At 65.6% G+C, this 17,719-nt stretch carries 11 protein-coding genes; 4 read left to right on the top strand and 7 right to left on the bottom strand.

What is annotated here, in order from left to right; all coding sequences use genetic code 11:
* Window positions 1-8: 8 nt before the first annotated feature.
* The 4 genes from F0185_RS05885 to F0185_RS05870 all read right to left on the bottom strand — a co-directional run bounded on the left by F0185_RS05885 (window position 9) and on the right by F0185_RS05870 (window position 8,717).
* Window positions 9-1,913 carry a DUF885 domain-containing protein gene (locus F0185_RS05885; protein WP_167222473.1) on the bottom strand — a complete coding sequence of 635 codons (1,905 nt, stop codon included), beginning with the start codon at window positions 1,911-1,913 and terminating at the stop codon, window positions 9-11.
* 112 nt (window positions 1,914-2,025) lie between these two features.
* A complete protein-coding gene (locus F0185_RS05880; protein ID WP_229476773.1) occupies window positions 2,026-2,544 on the bottom strand; it encodes a hypothetical protein in 519 nt (172 codons plus the stop codon).
* 75 nt (window positions 2,545-2,619) lie between these two features.
* Window positions 2,620-6,735, bottom strand: a complete 4,116-nt coding sequence (locus F0185_RS05875; RefSeq protein WP_229476771.1) for a DEAD/DEAH box helicase — start codon at window positions 6,733-6,735, stop codon at window positions 2,620-2,622.
* Window positions 6,736-6,755: 20 nt separating this feature from the next.
* Window positions 6,756-8,717 carry a prolyl oligopeptidase family serine peptidase gene (locus F0185_RS05870; RefSeq protein ID WP_167222467.1) on the bottom strand — a complete coding sequence of 654 codons (1,962 nt, stop codon included), beginning with the start codon at window positions 8,715-8,717 and terminating at the stop codon, window positions 6,756-6,758.
* A 140-nt stretch (window positions 8,718-8,857) separates the two neighbouring features.
* Between F0185_RS05870 and hemE the strand changes: the two genes are divergently transcribed.
* Both hemE and F0185_RS05860 read left to right on the top strand, forming a co-directional pair.
* Window positions 8,858-9,943, top strand: coding sequence for a uroporphyrinogen decarboxylase (hemE, locus tag F0185_RS05865; RefSeq protein ID WP_167222465.1), 1,086 nt, complete (start codon window positions 8,858-8,860; stop codon window positions 9,941-9,943).
* A gap of 750 nt (window positions 9,944-10,693) precedes the next feature.
* The gene (locus F0185_RS05860; RefSeq protein WP_167222859.1) at window positions 10,694-12,715 is read left to right on the top strand and encodes a primosomal protein N'; all 2,022 of its coding nucleotides are present in this window, start codon (window positions 10,694-10,696) and stop codon (window positions 12,713-12,715) included.
* Window positions 12,716-13,001: 286 nt separating this feature from the next.
* On the opposite strand, the gene F0185_RS05855 is transcribed toward F0185_RS05860, so the two are convergent.
* Window positions 13,002-13,913, bottom strand: coding sequence for an ArgP/LysG family DNA-binding transcriptional regulator (locus F0185_RS05855; RefSeq protein ID WP_167222463.1), 912 nt, complete (start codon window positions 13,911-13,913; stop codon window positions 13,002-13,004).
* Between the two features lie 171 nt (window positions 13,914-14,084).
* Between F0185_RS05855 and F0185_RS05850 the strand changes: the two genes are divergently transcribed.
* A complete protein-coding gene (locus tag F0185_RS05850) occupies window positions 14,085-15,527 on the top strand; it encodes a dihydrolipoyl dehydrogenase (RefSeq protein WP_167222461.1) in 1,443 nt (480 codons plus the stop codon).
* 19 nt (window positions 15,528-15,546) lie between these two features.
* Here F0185_RS05850 and F0185_RS05845 read toward each other — a convergent pair whose 3' ends face one another.
* Window positions 15,547-16,032 carry an SRPBCC family protein gene (locus F0185_RS05845; protein ID WP_166885596.1) on the bottom strand — a complete coding sequence of 162 codons (486 nt, stop codon included), beginning with the start codon at window positions 16,030-16,032 and terminating at the stop codon, window positions 15,547-15,549.
* A gap of 143 nt (window positions 16,033-16,175) precedes the next feature.
* On the opposite strand from F0185_RS05845, the gene F0185_RS05840 reads away from it, so the two are divergent.
* A complete protein-coding gene (locus tag F0185_RS05840) occupies window positions 16,176-16,712 on the top strand; it encodes a DUF1003 domain-containing protein (protein ID WP_167222459.1) in 537 nt (178 codons plus the stop codon).
* Here F0185_RS05840 and F0185_RS05835 read toward each other — a convergent pair.
* Window positions 16,709-17,629, bottom strand: coding sequence for a LysR family transcriptional regulator (locus F0185_RS05835; RefSeq protein ID WP_167222457.1), 921 nt, complete (start codon window positions 17,627-17,629; stop codon window positions 16,709-16,711). The two genes, F0185_RS05840 and F0185_RS05835, sit on opposite strands and share 4 nt — an antisense overlap.
* Window positions 17,630-17,719: the final 90 nt, after the last annotated feature.

The raw sequence follows: 17,719 nt of genomic DNA, 5'->3' as shown, positions 1-17,719 counted from the left end.
CGCTCTCCTTATTGCATCAACTCTTTGATCATCTTCACCGGCGCGCTGCCGTAACCGAGAAACTGCTCGTGGAACTGCTTGAGCTCGAAGCGCGCGCCGAGCGCCTGCTTGCGCTGCTCGCGCAGGTCCATGATCTCGCTGTAGCCGCTGAAGTAGCTGGTCAACTGCACCGAGCTCACTTTGGCGCGGTGCCACTTCTCGCTCGCCTCGCTGCGCGTCTGGAAGGCCTGGCGCGTCAGCATGTCCATCGCATCGGCTTCGCTCATGCCCAGCACGTGCACGCTGTAGTCGAGGATGGTGTTGGTGACCACGCGCAGGTTCCACTTCGAGTACATCAGCCACATTTCCGGCGTATTGTCGCCATAGCCCGATTCGAGCATCATGCGCTCGCCGTACACCGCCCAGCCCTCGATCATGGCGCCGTTGCCGAACAACGACTTGATCAACGATGGCGACTTGTTGGCATACACCAGTTGCGCGTAATGGCCCGGAATGGCTTCGTGGATGTTCAGGATCTGCAAAATCCAGTGGTTGTATTCGCGCAGGGTGCTCTCGGCCTGTTCGGGCGAGAGGCCGTCGAGCGGCGTCACATTGTAGAAGGTGCGGTCCTGCGGGCGATACGGCCCTGGCGCATCGATGCTGGCGCCCGCCACGCCGCGCTGGTAGAGCGGCGTTTCGCGCACCACCAGCGGCTTTTTCGGGTCGAGCGTGAGCAGGTTGTTCTTCACCACCCAGTCCTGCAGCAGCGGGATCTGGCGCCGGATCTCCGGGAAGAACTCCTCGCGCGAGACGTGCTTGGCCGACAGCTTGTCGATCACCATGCCGATTTTTTTGGTGCGGTCGGCCGGCTTGGCGGCGCCGCCCATGGTCTTGGTCCACAGCTCGTCGGACAGGGTATCCATGCGAGTGAGCAGCTGCTCGCGCGCGCTCAAGGCCTTCTGGTACATCTGCTCCGCGCTCACCCCGGCCTGGATGTCATGGCCGAATTTTTGCTCGTACAGCGCCTTGCCGATCCGGAACGAGCGCGCGCTGTTGTTGGCCTGCTGCGCTTTATCGAGATCGGTGAGGAAGTTGACGTAGCCGATCAGGGCATCGCCGGCGGCCGCGATGCGGCGCGCGAACAAGTCTTTTTCGGCCTGGTTCAGGATCGATTCCTGCGCCGCCTTGCCCAGGTCCGCCAGCACCGTCATGGTGCCGGGCGCCTGCTGCAAGGCCAGTTGCGTGTGTTCGTGGGTCGGGTTGACGATGCTCGCCTGGGCCACCTGGTAATAGGCCGGCACATTGGTCAGGCGCTTGAGCAGGGTGCGCAGGCGCTGCGGCTTGGCCGCGTATTCGGAACCCATGATCAAATCGATCGGCGCGGCGATGTTATACAGCGCCGGATTCCATTCGAACTCGCGCAGGGTGGTCAGGTAGAAGCGGTCGGCATTGAGCTTGTTGACCAGCAGGACGTGGTCGGTGCGCTGCTTGACCGACAACTGGCGCGTATCGAGCTTGGCCAGCTTTTGCAGCCATTCGTCGGCGAACGCCAGTTGCGCGGCGCGCGTGGCGGCGCTCGGGATGGTCAGGTTGGCCGCGCCATCGTATTTGCCGGAATAGATCGCGCTTTCCGGATCGATGCGCCACAGCGCGCCGAGGAACTGCATGCTGACCGTATTGAAGCGCCGGTCCTGCGAGCGTTCGGCGCCGGCGGCGGGCGCGCTGGCGACAACGGCGGCGGCGACCGGCGCGGCGATGGCCGCGGCCTTGGCGGGCTTGGCGGCCTTGCCCGATTTGGTTGGCTTGCCTGGCTTGGCGGCTTTCACCGTCTTGGTGCTGTGTGCTTGGGACTGTTTTTTCGGCTTGGCAGCGCCTGCGGGCGCCAGCGCGAAGCACGTCATTAAAACAGCCAGCGCAATTTTCGTTTTCAACATTGTGTTGGGCCTTGTAGTGACAGGGACAGGAGCAGCCGCACGCATGCGGCGGGGCGTCAGATTAGCATCAATCGCGCCGCTTGCGCGCTTTTGTCGGGTTGAAGAGGGGGGATCAGTCGATGGCGCCGGCGCGGATCATTTCCTGCTGCCGCGCGTTGAGGGTGGCGACCGTGTGTTTGCCGTTGGCGATATTGGTCAGGACAATCTCGCTCGACTTGGTGAAACGGTGGCCGATGCGCACGGTGTAAGAGCGCGTGACCCAGCTCCAGAAGCCCTGCGCGAAGCTGGCGTCTTCCATGTCGCGCCATTTGACGCCGGTGACGCCTTTTTTCCAGGGCAGTACGCCGGAATAGAGCCACACGCCCACGTCATCGTAATACAGCTGGATACTGCGCAGCAGCAGGAAGCGGTAGCCGACCACGATCGCCGAGATGGCGAAGACGACGGCGGCGGCGATCTCGTTGCCGTAGCTGAACGCCAGCGGCAGCGCGACGCCGAACAGCAGGGCCGCGAGGATCACGACGCCGGTGTAGGCCAGCCATGACTTCACGCCGATCACGTGAGCGTCGGGGGAGCTTCTCGATGCGTTGTCTTCTTCCATGGATTTTGGCGCCGCTTGATAAAAACGCATGATGTCATGGAATGGCGCAGGGCGCTACTCCGACCGCTACCACGTCGTTCCCGAAGGCGGGAACGACATGGCGGCCTACCGCAAGCCCTCCTGCAGCATGCGCAGCATATCCCCCGGCGACATGCGCGCCGAGACGTCGCTGCCTTCGAGCAGGCTGTCGGCCAGGTCGCGCTTGTGCTTGTGCAGGTCGACGATGCCTTCCTCGATCGTGTGCCGTGCCACCAGCCGGTAAATGGTCACCGGCCGCTGCTGCCCCATGCGGTGCGCGCGGTCCGACGCCTGGTCTTCCACCGCCGGATTCCACCACGGGTCCATATGGATCACATAGTCCGCCGCCGTCAGGTTGATCCCGACCCCGCCCGCCTTGAGCGAAATGAGGAACACATCGCCCTCGCCGGCCTGGAACGCGTCGACCCGCTTTTTACGCTCCTGCATCGGGGTCGAGCCATCGAGGTACTGATACTTGATCCCGCGCTCATCCAAATGCTTGCGGATCAGGGTCAGGTGATCGACGAACTGGCTGAACACCAGCACCTTGTGGCGGTTGTCGAGCAGGTCGTCGAGCAGGCGCGCGAACACGGTGAGCTTACTGCTTTGCAGGCCCAGCTCGGGCGCCACCAGCGCCGGATTGCAGCAGGCGCGCCGCAACTTCATCATCTCGGCCAGGATCTGGATCGACTTCTGGCTCTCGGGCGCTTCCAGCGCGGCCAGCTTGGCGATCGCATCGCGCCGCAGCGATTCGTACAGCGCCGTTTCTTCTTCGGTCAAATCGACCGGCAGCACGATCTCGGTGCGCGGCGGCAGTTCCGACAGCACTTGCGCCTTGGTGCGGCGCAAAATGAACGGCTGGATCAAACGGCGCAGGCGCAAGCGCGCCCCGGCTTCGGCGCGCTTGTCCTGTGCCCGTTCGATCGGCCCGGCAAAGCGCAGGTTGAACTGGTCGCTGGTGCCGAGCAAGCCCGGATTAATGAAGCGGAACAGGTTCCACAACTCGCCCAGGTGATTTTCCAGCGGCGTGCCGGTGGCCACCATGCGGAACTCGCCCTGCAGCGCCATCACGGCCTGCGAGCGCTTGGTCGCGGTGTTCTTGATCGCCTGCGCTTCATCGAGCACGATGCTGTTCCAGCGCACCTTGGCAAACGCCGGCGCTTCCAGTTGCAGCAGGCCGTAGCTGGCGACCACCAGGTCGAACGGCCCCGCCTCATCGAGCATGGCGGCGCGGTCGCCGCTGCCGAACAGCTTCACGTTCAGGGTCGGCGCAAAGCGCGCCGCCTCGCTGATCCAGTTCATGCACACCGAGGTCGGCGCGATCACCAGCGCCGGGCCTTGCGGCGCGCGCGAGAGCAGCAGCGCCAGCGCCTGCAAGGTTTTACCGAGCCCCATGTCGTCCGCCAGGCAGGCGCCCACGCCCCAGTGGGCCAGGCGCGCCAGCCATTCGAAGCCCTCGACCTGGTAGTCGCGCAATTCGGCTTGCAGGGTGCTCGGCATCTGCGGCACGAAGGCCGCGTTGCGCTCCATGTGCGCCAGGTGGGCGATCCAGGCTTTGTCGGTGGTGACGCTGCCGGCGTCCTGCGCCAGGTCTTCCAGGGCGAAGCTGGCCAGCGCATGCACCTTGACCCCGTCCGCGCTGGGCGTGCCAAAAGCCGACAGCTCCATCAGGCGCCGGTGCAGTTCGGACGTGAGGGCCATGAACTGGTTGTCGCCCAGCGCCACGAAGCGGCTGCCGTTCTCCCTGAGCATATCGAGCAGGGTGCGCAGGTCCATGATGCGGTTCTCGTCGATCTGCACCTCGCCGCTGGCCGCGAACCAGTCCTTGTCGCGCTTGATCGACAGGCGCACCGACGCCGAATCGGCCTTCTTGGCCAGCCGGAACGGCTCGCCCTCGGGCCAGGCCAGCAGCACGTTCACCGGGTCGAGCTCCTGCAATTCGGCCAGCAGTTCCAGGCACGCGATCGGATTGGCCAGCAGCCATTCGCCGTGGTCGGCTTCGGATTGCTCCAGCACGTGCAGCGCCCCGACCAACTGGCGTTCGGCTTCGCGTTCGGCGTTCAGGTTGCGGCGCGCTTCGACCCGCGCGCCCTTGATATCGGCGATCACGCTCTCGGCGCCCGAACCGGGCGGGTAATAGGCGCCGGCGTCCGGCAAGGGGCGAACCAGCACCTGCATTTTCAGGCCCTGCTGATAGGGCAGCAGGTGCACGTGCAGGCGGCTGTCGGCCTCCACCCGGGCGATGTCGGCCGCGCTGCCGCCGATGTCCGACTGCACCGTGACAATCGACGAGATCGCGCCAATCGCCTTGAGCACCTGCTTTTCCGCGTGCAGCGGCACCACCAGGCCATTGCCGACGATGGCGCCGATGCGGCGGTGCTCGTCGCTGATGCGCACCACCCGCAGGCGGGTCGGCGTTTCACGCGTTACGCACACGTCGTCGGTGTTGTCCACGATGGGCGGTTGCAGGGTGATGGTCACATTCCCGGCGCGCGCCTTGATCATCAGTTCCGGTTCGCCCGGCAGCAGTTCCACGCGCGTGCCCGGCGCATCGATCCAGAACAGCAGTGGGTGGCCGATCAGCGCGGCCACCGCCTTGTCCATGTCGAATTCGTAACGCACCCCGCCGCCGCTGTAGTATTTATAGGCGTTCAGGGTCGCCACCACGTGCAGGTCTTGCGAGGTCAAGAAGTCGAAGCTGGCCGCGTCCTCCGACAGGCGCTTGAGGCCCATGGCGCGGCCGCGGCTCCAGCCGCCCTGGGCGTCGCGCTTCTGTTCGCGCGCTTCGATGTCCTGCACGCCGTACAGCGGATCGAAGCGCAGGCCCCACACCAGGCGCGCTTCTTTCACGACTTCGACATTCACCGCCGGCTGCAGGTTGATCAGCGCATTGAGCTGGCGTTCCCACGGCTCCTCGCGCTCGAACCAGACGCTCATGTCGGCAAAGCGCAGGCGCTGGCGCAGGGCGGTCGCTTGCTGGTCGCGCGAGACGGCGCCGATGCGGCCCAGCAGGGCCCCCAGCTGCGCCGCCACCAGGTCAAAACCACCTTCGCACGCCTGCGTCATCATCTGTTCGAGCTGCGCGCGCTTGTCGTCGAGCTGCGGCAACGCCAGCCAGTAGTGCAGCAGCGCGCGGAACATGAACGGTTGCAGCGCGCTTTCCCAACTGCGCGTGGGCAGTACCGCGGCGTCGACCGTGCCGCCGCGGATCTGGCGCAGCAGGTTCAGTTGCTGGTAGACCGCCGTGTCGTGGCTTTGCGCGGTGCGCGTGACGATGTCGAGATAGGCCTCGGCCGCCTTGGCATGCTTCGGATCGGGACTGCGCAGCAGCGCCAGCACGTACAGGTGGCCGCCGATGCCGGGAAAGGCCATCTTGCGCTTGCCGGTCTCGCGCCGCAGCGCCTTGAGCGCCTGCTCGAACCCGGTGAGCGCCTCCATGTGGTGATCGCGCAGCAGCAAGATCACGCTGCGGTAGAACAGCGCCATCGAGTCGTCCAGCTCGGCCAGCAGGTTCGAGGCGTCGTCCAGGCGGCCGCATAAAATCAGGTGTTCGGCCATGACGATGCGCAGCGCCATCGACGGCGCGCCCTGGGCCAGGTGGCGTTCGGCGAAGCCGCGCAACTGCGCCGCGCTGGCCGGTTCGCGTTGGGCATTCTCCAGCAGCACCGTCAGCACCTCGTCGCGCACCAGCGGGTGGATGCGCGCAAACAGCGCCGGCTCGAACGGGCGCGCGCAGATATCGACCAGCGGATGCAGGTAGCCCGCCTCGTGGCAGTTCATGCAGGCCGCCAGCAGCGGCGCCACCTGGGCCGGCCCCTGGCCGCTGGCCAGCGCGATGCGCAGCAGCGCCACGCCCTGGCGGTAGCTGCGCAAGATCGCAAAGCCTTCCCAGTTGCGGCGCAGCGGGGTCAGCTTGTCGTAGGCGAGGGCCAGCGCGCCGAAGGTGCCGGCGTCGAGCGCGGTGCTCAGCGCCAGCCAGGTGATCTCGGGCGTGATGATCCAGCCGCGATGCTGCAACTCGCTCGCCATGCCGGCGCCGCGCAGCGCATCCATCGCCGCCACCATGCGCTCGTTGTCGAGCGCGACACCGGCGGCGGCGAGGTGCTCCTGGAGGCGGATGCGGCCCATCGGCTCGCCCGCCATCGCCAGCATGGCGACGCTATGTTGCTCGACCGTGTCCATGTGCGTGAATTGCTCGCGCATGGTCGCTGTTTCCCGTTCGTTCATGCAGCGTCGGGCAGATTCTCGATCGCCACCACCGCCGGCTGGCCTTGTGTGGTCAAACCGAAGATGCGCAGGTAGAAATACAGCTCCGCTTCGAGCGTGCGCACGATGCTGTCGGCCTTGCGAAAGCCATGGCCTTCGCCCTCCAGGGTCATGTAGGCCACCGGCACGCCGGACGCGCGCAGCGCCGTGACCATCACTTCCGACTGTTGCGGCGGCACGACCTTGTCGTCCAGGCCCTGGAAGAAGATCATCGGGCGCGTCAGCTTGTCGGCGTGGTTGATCGGTGAGCGCAGCAGGTACAGGCTTTCCGACTGCGCTTTTGGTGCGATCAGGTACTCGTTGTAATGCGACTCGAACTTGTGCGAGTCGTCGTCCAGGCCCTTCAGGTCCGACACGCCGTAGTAGCTGGCGCCGGCCTTGAACACATCATGGAAGGTGAGGGCGCACAGGGTGGTCAGGCCGCCGGCGCTGCCGCCGCGGATCACCAGCCGTTCCGGGTCGGCCAGGCCGCGCGTGGCCACGTAGCGCGCGCCGGCGACGCAATCGTCGACGTCGACCACGCCCCACTGGCCCTTGAGCGCATCGCGGTAGGCGCGTCCGAAGCCGCTGCTGCCGCCGTAGTTCACATCGAGCACCGCGAACCCGTGGCTGGTCCAGTACTGGGTGGCCAGCTTGAGGGTGTTGGTGGCCATGCCGGTCGGGCCGCCGTGGCTGATCACCATCAGCGGCGGCCTGGCGCTGGGGTCCGGCTTCACGTCGGCGTTGCAGGGCGGGTAATAGAACGCGTGCGCGCTGCGCTGGCCGTTGGCGCCGCTGGCGTAGGTGACGCTCTCGGGGACCGACAGGTAGCCGTCGGCCGGCAGCGCGCTGATCGAGCGCGCCAGCACGTGGGGCGTGGCGCTGGCCAGCTCGAAACGCGCCAGCTCCAGCGGGATGTGCGGCGAGCCGCCCAGGATCAGCGCCACGCCGCCGCCCACGCGCAGCTCGCGGATTTCTTCGTAGGGATTGGTGATCGGCGCCAGTTTGCCGGTGTCGGGCGAGAGTTGCGCCAGGCGGGAGACGCCATTTTCGATGTAGGTGCAGATAATCTCGCCGTCGCCCGCAAAGCCGTACATCGACACCGCGAAGGTCCAGTGGGGCGAGCCGAATTCGGCGGCGCGCTCGCACAGCGGCTGCACCTCGCCCTCGGCCAGGCGGTACAGGTTCCACCAGCCGCTGCGGTCCGACACAAAGTGCAGCACGCCGGCCGGCGACCATTCGGGCTGGCAGATCGCTTCTTCAGGCCCGCCGGCGACCAGCGTCGGCCTGCCAAGCGAGCCGTCCGGATTGACCTGCGCCAGCCACAGTTCGGTGCCCTGCCACGGCATGCGCGGATGGTCCCAGCTCAGCCATGCCAGCGACTGGCCGTCCGGCGACAGGCGCGGCGCGGCGTAAAAATCGCTGCCCTGGGCCAGCACGGTTTCGCTGCCGTCGGCGTCGATCGCGCACAGCGTATTGACCGGTTGGTTATCCGATGCACCGCTGGCGCCCGCATGGTCTTCGCGCACCACCACCAGCCGATTGCGCGCCGCATCGTGGGCAAAGTCGGCGTAGCGCGCGCTGCCGGCACGCGTGAGCGCCCGCGGCGCCGCGCCGGGAGCGATTTCGTAAATACAGTTATCGGCAAAATGCGAGAAGTACACCGTGCCCGCCGCCACCAGGTAGGCGCCGCCGCCGTATTCGTGCACGCGGCTGCGCACATTGAACGGGGCCGGGGTCAGCTCGACCAGGTCGGCGCCGCGCTGGCGCAGCAGGGTGGTGCGCCCGCCCTCGCTGGCGCGTCCGGCCAGCCAGTAAGCGTCGCCGCCATCGGCCTGCGGCTGCGACAGCGGGGTGGCGCCGGCCGCCACGACGGCGGCGCTGATCGGGGAAGGCCAGAGGCCGAAAGCGGCGTTCTGTTGGCTGGTGGAGGCTGTCATGGGGGATTCTCTGGGTTGGCGGCGGTATGGCATGATAGTTAATACCCCGCGCCCGTGCAAATGCGCTCGCGCGGCGCAGGGGGTGAGAATGCGGGAGAATGCGATAATAGCGCCTTTCTCCAAGCTTTCGACGGTTCCCCATGCCCCAATTCGCCCCGCTCCAGAACGACACATTCCTGCGCGCGCTGCTGCGCCAACCGACCGATTACACGCCTGTGTGGCTGATGCGTCAGGCGGGGCGCTACCTGCCGGAATACCGCGCCACGCGCGAGCGGGCCGGTTCCTTCCTGGGCCTGGCCAAGAATCCCGATTACGCCACCGAAGTGACCCTGCAGCCGATCGACCGCTACCCGCTGGACGCCTCGATCCTGTTTTCCGACATCCTCACCGTGCCCGACGCGATGGGCCTGGGCCTGTACTTCGTCGATGGCGAAGGTCCCAAGTTCGAGCGTCCGCTGCGCACCGAGACCGATGTCATGGCCCTGCGCGCGCCCGACCTGGACTCGCTCGACTACGTCTTCAAGGCGGTCACCCAGATCCGCGGCGCCCTGAACGGCCGCGTGCCGCTGATCGGTTTTTCGGGTAGCCCGTGGACCCTGGCCTGCTATATGGTCGAAGGCGGCGGCTCCAAGGAATTCCACACCATCAAAAAGATGCTGTACAACCGCCCCGACCTGATGCACCACATCCTGTCGACCAACGCGGCGGCGGTGGCGGCCTACCTGAACGCCCAGATCGACGCCGGCGCCCAGGCCGTGATGATATTCGACTCGTGGGGCGGCGCGCTGGCCGACGGCGCCTACCAGACCTTCTCGCTGGAGTACATGCGCCAGGTGATGAGCCAGCTCAAGCGCGAAAAAGACGGCGTGCGCATCCCGGCGGTGGTCTTCACCAAGGGCGGCGGCCTGTGGCTCGACCAGATCGCCGACATCGGCGCCGATGCGGTCGGCCTGGACTGGACCGTCAACCTGGGCCGCGCGCGCGCGCTGGTCGGCCACAAGGTTGCACTGCAGGGCAACCTGGACCCGGCCATCCTGTTCGCCAGCCCGGAACAGATCCGCGCCGAAGTCGAGCGTACCCTGACCAGCTACGGCAAGCCGTCCGACGGCTCAGGTCACGTGTTCAACCTGGGGCATGGCATCTCGCAATTCACCCCGCCCGAGTCGGTCAGCGCCATGGTCGAGGCAGTACACAGCTTCAGCCGCCAGCAACGCGCCGGCCTGTAGTCTGGCTACAGCGACGCCCCCTTGCCAGGGTGGTGTCGCTGCGCTGCGGAAGACGTTTTCTGAATGACAATATCCCACTTATTCACAATTTTTCTGAACATCACTGATTAAAAATCAGGCGGCCAGGAAAAGTTTCTCAAACTTTTAAGTCATTGATTTAAAACGAGTTATAAAATTTTCCTGTCGAGATGGCTGGCGAAAATGTGGACAAGGTACAGAGGGAAAACGCGGGTTTTCAAGCATTGTCCACAAAGTTATCAACAGGCAGTGTGGATAAAAATGAAAAGTCCCGCGTTTACCGCGACTTAGCGCAATTGTTAAGGTTTTACCTGAGGATTTGCTGTGCTGCATGATGGTGCCGGACTGTGTCGGCGGCAACTCGCCGAAGGTGCGCGGCGGGTCCCGCAGCGGCCCGGCCAGCCGGCTGCGGGAGCTGTTTATACACAGCCGCAAGCGGCCAATCCGACTACATTTTCAGTGCTCCGCGCCTTACTTATGCACAGAACGGCGGTAAAACCTGGTTTTCCCGCCTTCCCAAGGCTCTTTTCGCAAGTGATTGATTCTTAAGGATTAAATTTCTTTGATTTTCAGTTGTTAGGCTCATCTATTGTGCAAGCACAAAGCTTTTGGCCTCGCACAAATTGTTTGTCCACAAAGTTGTCCACAAGCTGAGCGTGCTTGAAACGATGTCCTGGACATTCATGGCGATGGGCTTTGCGCGCCTCCTTCAACCTGACCGAACCGACCCAGATGGCGTACTGCATCCTCAACATCGCGCTCGACACGCCGCTCACCAGCTGCTTCGATTACCGCTGGCCGTGCGCGCCCGGCGACGAGCCGCGCGTGGGCCAGCTGGCGCTGGTCAGCTTCGGGCGCCGCGAGGTAGTCGGGCTCATCGTCGCCATCAAGCACGACACCGAGGTCCCGGCCGACAAGCTCAAAGACGCGCTGGCCGTGCGCAGCCAGCTCTCGCCCCTGTCGCCGCAATGGATCGCGCTGGCCGCGTTTGCGGCCGACTACTATCAGCGTCCGCTCGGCGAAGTGGCCTTGCCGGGGCTGCCCAAGAACCTGCGCGTGCTCACCACCGTGGCGCTCGATCGCGCGCTGAAAAAGCTGGCCAAGAGCGCGCCCGCGCACGACCACACGCCGCTCGACATGCCGCTCCTGAACGAGGCGCAGCAGCAAGCGGCCGACGCCATCGGCGGCGCCCGGGGCTTTACGCCGATCCTGCTGTATGGCGTGACCGGCAGCGGCAAGACCGAGGTGTACCTGCAGGCCTGCGCCCAGGTGCTGGCGCGCGAAGAGGGCGGCCAGATCCTGATCCTGGTCCCCGAGATCAACCTCACCCCGCAGCTGGAAGGGAACATCCGCGCGCGCTTTCCGGGCGTGATGCTGGCCACCTTGCACAGCAGCCTGTCGGAGGGCGAACGCATGCTGCACTGGCTGGCCGCGCACCAGGGGCAGGCCCGCATCATCCTCGGCACCCGGCTGGCGATCCTGGCCTCGCTGCCGAACCTGAAGCTGATCGTCATCGACGAAGAGCACGACCCCTCGTACAAACAGCAGGAAGGGCTGCGCTACTCCGCGCGCGACTTGGCGGTGTGGCGCGCGCGCCAGCTCGGCATTCCGATCGTGCTCGGATCGGCCACGCCATCGCTCGAGAGCTGGCACCATGCCGGCTCCAGGCGCTATCGCAAGCTCGAACTGCGCGAGCGCGCCGTCAAGGACGCGGTGCTGCCGCGCGTGAAGCTGCTCGACATGGAGCGCGACAAGCCGGTCGACGGGATCACCTCGCACCTGATGGCGGCGCTGCGCCAGCGCCTCGAGCGCGGCGAACAATCGCTGCTGTTTTTGAACCGGCGCGGGTATGCGCCCGTGATCTGCTGCGAATCGTGCGGCTGGATCAGCAACTGCACCCGCTGCACCTCGTTCATGGTGCTGCACAAGCCCGAGCACCGGCTGCGCTGTCACCACTGCAGCCTGGAGCTGCGCATACCCCGGCATTGTCCGGACTGCGGCAATGTCGACCTGCAGCCGCTCGGGCGCGGCACCCAGCGCGTGGAAGAAGGCTTGCAGCAGGTTTTTCCCGAGGCGCGCATCCTGCGCATCGACGCCGACTCCACGCGCCTGAAGGGCAGTGCGCAAGCCGCGTTCGACACGGTGCACCGGGGCGAAGTCGATATCCTGATCGGCACCCAGATGGTCGCCAAGGGGCACGACTTCAAGAAACTGACCCTGGTGGGGATTTTGAATCCCGACACCGCGCTGTTCTCGCAGGATTACCGCGCCAGCGAGCGCCTGTTCGCGCAGTTGATGCAAGTGGCGGGGCGCGCGGGCAGGGCGGCGCGCACGGAAGGCGGCAGCGTGAGCGAAGTGCTGATCCAGACGCGTTACGCCAGCCACCCGCTGTACACGGCGGTGGTGAACCACGACTACGACCGCTTCGCCACCGATTTGCTGGAAGAGCGGCGCGCCGCCGCGCTGCCGCCGTACCTGTACCAGGCGCTGTTGCGGGCCGAGGCGCCGGAGCTGGAAACGGCGATTGGCTTCCTGGAGAGTGCGCGCGACGCGCTGGTATTCGACGGCATCACCTTGAATGACCCGATTCCGATGACGATGACGCGGGTGCACAACGTCGACCGCGCGCAGCTGCTGGTGGAAAGTCCCTCGCGGCCGGCGCTGCAAGCCTTCCTCAAAGAATGGCTGGCCCTGTTGCGCGCCATGAAAAGCCGGGTCAAATGGTCGCTCGAAGTCGACCCCCTCGACATCTGAAGCAACAGTTCCCCCACCACCGGGGTCTGACCTCTGATTAGCAATAAAAATCCAGCCGGCAACAAACCCCACACCGGGGTCAGAGCTTTAACTAGCAACAAACAGCTTGGCCGCAACCGTTTTGTTGGCTTATCACGACGGCTTCGGTGGCTCTCTACGCCGTTTGCCGCAACTGAACCGGCATTCGTCCGTTTTCTCTGTAACGTTGATCCGTTCAGCAACTATTGCAAGTTAAAGCTCTGACCCCGGTGGGGGTGTTTAGGGCTTTTGGGCAAGTAATTGCTAATCAGAGGTCAGACCCCGGTTGCGGGAGGTAGCGGCGGGCGCTGGTGACGATGTGCTCGGTCAAGGCGCGGGTGAAGGGGGTGTCGATGTTCCAGGCGTGCCACGATAGGGCCGTGCTCCAGGTGCGGCCCGGTGCGAGGTCGACCAGTTGTCCGGCGGCAATCCTGCTCAGCGCGCTCAGTTCCGGCATCAGGCCGTACGCCACGCCGTGCAGGATGCAGTTCTCCAGCGCCGCCGAGACCGGCATGGTGTGGTGCGGGAAGGCGACCTCGCCGTCGAACTCGCGCGCCAGGAAGCGCGCCAGTTGCTTGCGCTCGCTGACCACCGCCGGCGCCAGCGCCACCGCCTCGGCAATGAAGCCGTCGCCGAACCAGTGCCCCGCAAACGCGGGCGTGGCTACGCAGGTGTAGCGCAGCAATCCCAGCGCCGTGGCGGTGGTGCCGACCGCCGCTTCGCCGGCGCCGCCGCCATCGGCCTCGGCCACGCAGGCGAACGCCGCGCCTTCGCGTACCAGCCGCAGCGCACGCTCGCCGTCGGCCAGTTCGATGTTGAACTGGCAGCGCGGCGGTGACAGCAGCGCCGGCAGCGCTTGCGCGAACCAGGTCGCCAGGCTGTCGGCGTCGAGCGCCAGGGCCAGGGTCGGCAGGCTGGTGTCGCGCCCGAGGTCGATGTCGAGCGCCGCTTCCATCAGCTTCACATGGCGGAAATGCAGCACCAGCCGCTGCCCCAGCCCGGTCGGCGCCGAGGGTGCGCCGCGTACCACCAGCAGGCGGCCGCAGCTGTCTTCGAGCGCCTTGATGCGCTGTGATACAGCCGACTGGCTTATTCCCAGCAGCAGCGCCGCCTTGTCGAAACTGCCGCTCGCCGCCACCGCGTCGAGTACGGCCAGGCCGCGATAGTCGAGATTACTCATCAGCTAAGCTTATCCATGGTGAAATTGATTAGCGATACTAATACGCTTCGCCTCATGCTGCCAACGCGCAACAGCCCCAGCCCACGGAAAACCGAAAATTGGCGTATCGTTGACGCCTGAAAACGGCACCCGCCCGCATCCTTTGTACGTCCAGTTGAAAAAGAGTCCGCCATGAACAAGTTACACGTCGACGTTGCCGTCATCGGCACCGGAACCGCGGGTCTCGCCGCTTACCGCGCCGCCCGCGCCCAGGGGAAAACCGCGCTCCTCATCGAGAGCGGCCCCTACGGCACCACCTGCGCCCGCGTCGGCTGCATGCCCAGCAAATTGCTGATCGCCGCCAGCGAGGCGGCCCACATGCTGGCGCTGGCGCCGCAATTCGGGGTCCATCCCGATGGCGTGCGCATCGATGGCAAGGCCGTGATGGCGCGCGTGCGCAGCGAACGCGACCGTTTCGTCGGCTTCGTGCTCGAGAGCGTTGACAACATCCCGGACCAGGACAAGCTGCGCGGCCACGCCCGCTTCACCGGCCCGCAGTCGCTGCAGGTCGGCGAGCACACCACGGTCGAGGCGTCGCGGGTGGTCATCGCCAGCGGTTCCACCCCGGTCATGCTGCCCCAGCTCAAGGAGGTGGGCACGCGCGTCATCGTCAGCGACGATGTGTTCGACTGGACCGACCTGCCGGCATCGGTGGCGGTGATCGGCACCGGCGTGATCGGCCTGGAACTGGGCCAGGCCCTGCATCGCCTGGGGGTGCGCGTGAGCGTGTTCGCGCGCGGCGGCAGCGTGGCCCAGCTGAGCGACCCGGAAGTGCTGCACGTGGCCGCCAAGGCCCTCGGGCGCGAACTCGACCTGCGCTTCCAGCAACGGATCATCGGCGCCGAGCAGCAGGGAGAGGAAGTCGTCTTGACAACGCGTAACGCCGCCGGCGCCGAGCATACCGACCGCTTTTCGTATGTGCTGGTGGCGGCCGGGCGCACGCCGAATGTGGACCGGATCGGCATCGAGCACACCGGCCTGGCGCTGGACGAGCGCGGCATTCCCTTGTTCGACGCCACCACCATGCAGTGCGGCACCAGCCACATTTTCATCGCCGGCGACGCCAACAACGAGCGTCCGGTGCTGCCGGAGGCGGCCGACCACGGCAAGATTGCGGGCGACAACGCCGGCCGCTATCCCGACGTGCGCCCGGGCCTGCGCCGCACGCCGCTCACGATTGCGTTTACCGAGCCGCAGATCGCGACCCTGGGCGAGAGCTACAAGGAGTTGTGTGCCGAAGGCAAGCCCAAGTTTGCGCTCGGCAAGGTGTCCTTCGAGAACCAGGGGCGCAGCCGGGTGATGCTGCAGAACCACGGCATGCTGCGCGTGTATGGGGAGTACGGCACCGGCCGCTTTTTGGGCGCCGAGATGATCGGGCCGCGCGCGGAGAACCTGGGGCACCTGCTGGCCTGGGCCTGCCAGGCGCGCATGACGGTGGCGCAGATGCTCGACATGCCGTTCTACCATCCGGTGATCGAGGAGGGCGTGCGCACCGCGCTGCGCGACCTGGCGCTGGAGCTGGAAAAAGGCGCGCCGAAGGCCAGTGGCGCGCCGGACACGACGCCGGGCGTGTGAGCCTGGGGGCCGTCGCCCCCTAGTTCAAATAACTGGCATCGAGCCGTCCCGCCCCCGCCATCTCGCGCACGATCCGGATGGTGTCGATATCGGCTTCCTGATACGCCGACTTCTTGTACTCGTCATACATGGCATTCACCTTGTCGGTTTCGGCATCATGCCCGTCGTCGTACTTGAAGCGCACGAACAGGGTGTGCTCGGCCGGCGTTTCGATGGTCACGGTCAGGCTTGAGGCGGCGATCTCGCCCTGTTCCGGCACCTCGTAGCGCACTTCCTGCAGCGGCGTGAGCAGCACGCGGTCGAGCACCACCAGCTCGCCGAAACGCCGGCTGCGCCGGAAACTGCCGCTCTCGCGCTCGTCGATCGTGCACTCGTCCAGATGCGGCACGAACAGCTTGGGCATTTCGGCGCACAGCACCAGTCCACGCCACAGTTGCTCGCGCGTCAAGGTGTCGATCAGCGGGTTCAAGGGATCGTTAATTTCAATTAAGTGTTCAAATTTCATGGTGCTCTGACTCGTCGGTAAAGGGCATGGCAGCCCGGATAGTGCGATGGTAACGCAAGCGATCTGTGCGCGCTGAAAAGTGACTTGCGGATACACTGTTATCGAGCAGACAACCGGTCTGCACCACCAGCGAAGAACACAGCATGAGGACCACCCGCAAAGACTATCTGGCGCACATCGAAGAGCTGCAAAAACGCAGCGACGACACCGTGGCCAAGCACATCGCCGAACGGCGCGCGCTCACCCCCAGCCAGCCCGATCCGGAAGACGACCCCACCTTCGGCCAGCGCGCGGCCGACGCCGTGGCCCGCTTCGGCGGCTCCTGGACCTTCATCATGCTGTTCGCGCTGGTGCTGGTGTGCTGGGTGGCGCTCAATTCCTTCCTGCTTACGCGCGGCGGCGCCAAACCTTTCGATCCCTATCCCTACATCCTGCTGAACCTGTTCCTGTCGATGCTGGCCTCGATCCAGGCGCCGGTGATCCTGATGTCGCAGAACCGCCAGGGCGAAATCGACCGCCTCAACGCCCAGAACGATTACGAGATCAACCTCAAGGCCGAGCTCGAAATCATAGCCCTGCACGAAAAGATGGATGGCTTCAAGCAGCAACTGCTCGACATGCAGCATGAACAGCTGCGCCTGCTCAACGCCCTGTGCGCGGACAACAAGGTCGCCACCTAATTGCCGATCCCGGGCAAGCCCTCGTCCCAATACGGGGTCGGCCCGAAGCGGGCGGCAAAATAATCGATGAACGCTTGCGTCTTGGGCGGCAAGAAATTGCGGTTCAGGTATTGGGCCGAGACCACCGAATTCAAGGCCATCGGATACGCCGCCAGCAGGGGCAGCAGGGCGCCGCTCTTGAGCTGCTGGTACACCGCCCAGGTCGATTGCAGCGCGATGCCCAGCCCGGCCAGGGCGGCGTCGCGCATCGCTTCGCCGTTATCGCTGCGCATCCGCCCGCCCACCCGCACGCTGATCAGGCTGCCGTCAGTATCCCTGAAATTCCATGGATTAAGGCCTTCCAGCACCAGGCACTGGTGCTCGCTTAGCTCCTGCGGGCGTTGCGGGGTGCCGTGCCGCGCCAGGTAATCGGGCGAGGCCACCAGCAGCAGGCGGCTGGGCGCCAGCACGCGCGCGATCAGGGCCGAATCGTGCAGCGGCCCGTTGCGGATGGTCACGTCGATGCCGTTGGCGGCCAGGTCGATCACCCGGTCCGACAGGCGCAGGTCGAGTTGCAAGCCGGGATAGCGTTCCAGGAATTGCGGCAGCCACGGCATCAGGTGCAGGCGCCCGAACGAGACCGAGGCCGCCACCCGCAGCAAGCCCTGCGGTTCTCGCCCGGCGCCGACCGAGGCGCGCGCCTGTTCGGCGGCGTCGAGCAGGGCCACGGCGCGCTCGAGAAAGACTTCGCCATCCTGCGACAGGGCGATCTGGCGCGTGGTCCGGTGCAGCAGGCGCGCGCCGAGCTGGCGTTCGAGCTGGGCCATGCGCGCGCTCGAGGCCGCCGGCGACAGCCCGAACTCGCGCCCGGCGGCCGACAGGTTGCGGGTGGCGCAGACCCGCACGAACAGCGCCACATCGGTCAGGTCGAGGTGCATTGTTCTGTTTTGGTGAAGAGATATTCAATCATTATGCCAATTATCAATCGAATCGGGGCGGTCTACACTGGCTCTTCTCGCAACCAGACA

It is taken from the genome of Massilia rubra (genome assembly GCF_011682065.1).
GTDB classification, from domain to species: domain Bacteria; phylum Pseudomonadota; class Gammaproteobacteria; order Burkholderiales; family Burkholderiaceae_D; genus Telluria_A; species Telluria_A rubra.
This window is presented reverse-complemented; position numbering and strand designations above follow the sequence as displayed.

Bases quoted from the DNA above. Each gene is read 5' to 3' on its own strand.
- F0185_RS05875 (WP_229476771.1), bottom strand. From the start codon at position 6,735: ATGCGCGAGCAATTCACGCACATGGACACGGTCGAGCAACATAGCGTC.
- F0185_RS05835 (WP_167222457.1), bottom strand. From the start codon at position 17,629: ATGCACCTCGACCTGACCGATGTGGCGCTGTTCGTGCGGGTCTGCGCC.
- F0185_RS05870 (WP_167222467.1), bottom strand. From the start codon at position 8,717: ATGACAGCCTCCACCAGCCAACAGAACGCCGCTTTCGGCCTCTGGCCT.
- F0185_RS05885 (WP_167222473.1), bottom strand. From the start codon at position 1,913: ATGTTGAAAACGAAAATTGCGCTGGCTGTTTTAATGACGTGCTTCGCG.
- F0185_RS05845 (WP_166885596.1), bottom strand. From the start codon at position 16,032: ATGAAATTTGAACACTTAATTGAAATTAACGATCCCTTGAACCCGCTG.
- F0185_RS05850 (WP_167222461.1), top strand. From the start codon at position 14,085: ATGAACAAGTTACACGTCGACGTTGCCGTCATCGGCACCGGAACCGCG.
- F0185_RS05860 (WP_167222859.1), top strand. From the start codon at position 10,694: ATGGCGTACTGCATCCTCAACATCGCGCTCGACACGCCGCTCACCAGC.
- F0185_RS05880 (WP_229476773.1), bottom strand. From the start codon at position 2,544: ATGCGTTTTTATCAAGCGGCGCCAAAATCCATGGAAGAAGACAACGCA.
- F0185_RS05840 (WP_167222459.1), top strand. From the start codon at position 16,176: ATGAGGACCACCCGCAAAGACTATCTGGCGCACATCGAAGAGCTGCAA.
- hemE (WP_167222465.1), top strand. From the start codon at position 8,858: ATGCCCCAATTCGCCCCGCTCCAGAACGACACATTCCTGCGCGCGCTG.
- F0185_RS05855 (WP_167222463.1), bottom strand. From the start codon at position 13,913: ATGAGTAATCTCGACTATCGCGGCCTGGCCGTACTCGACGCGGTGGCG.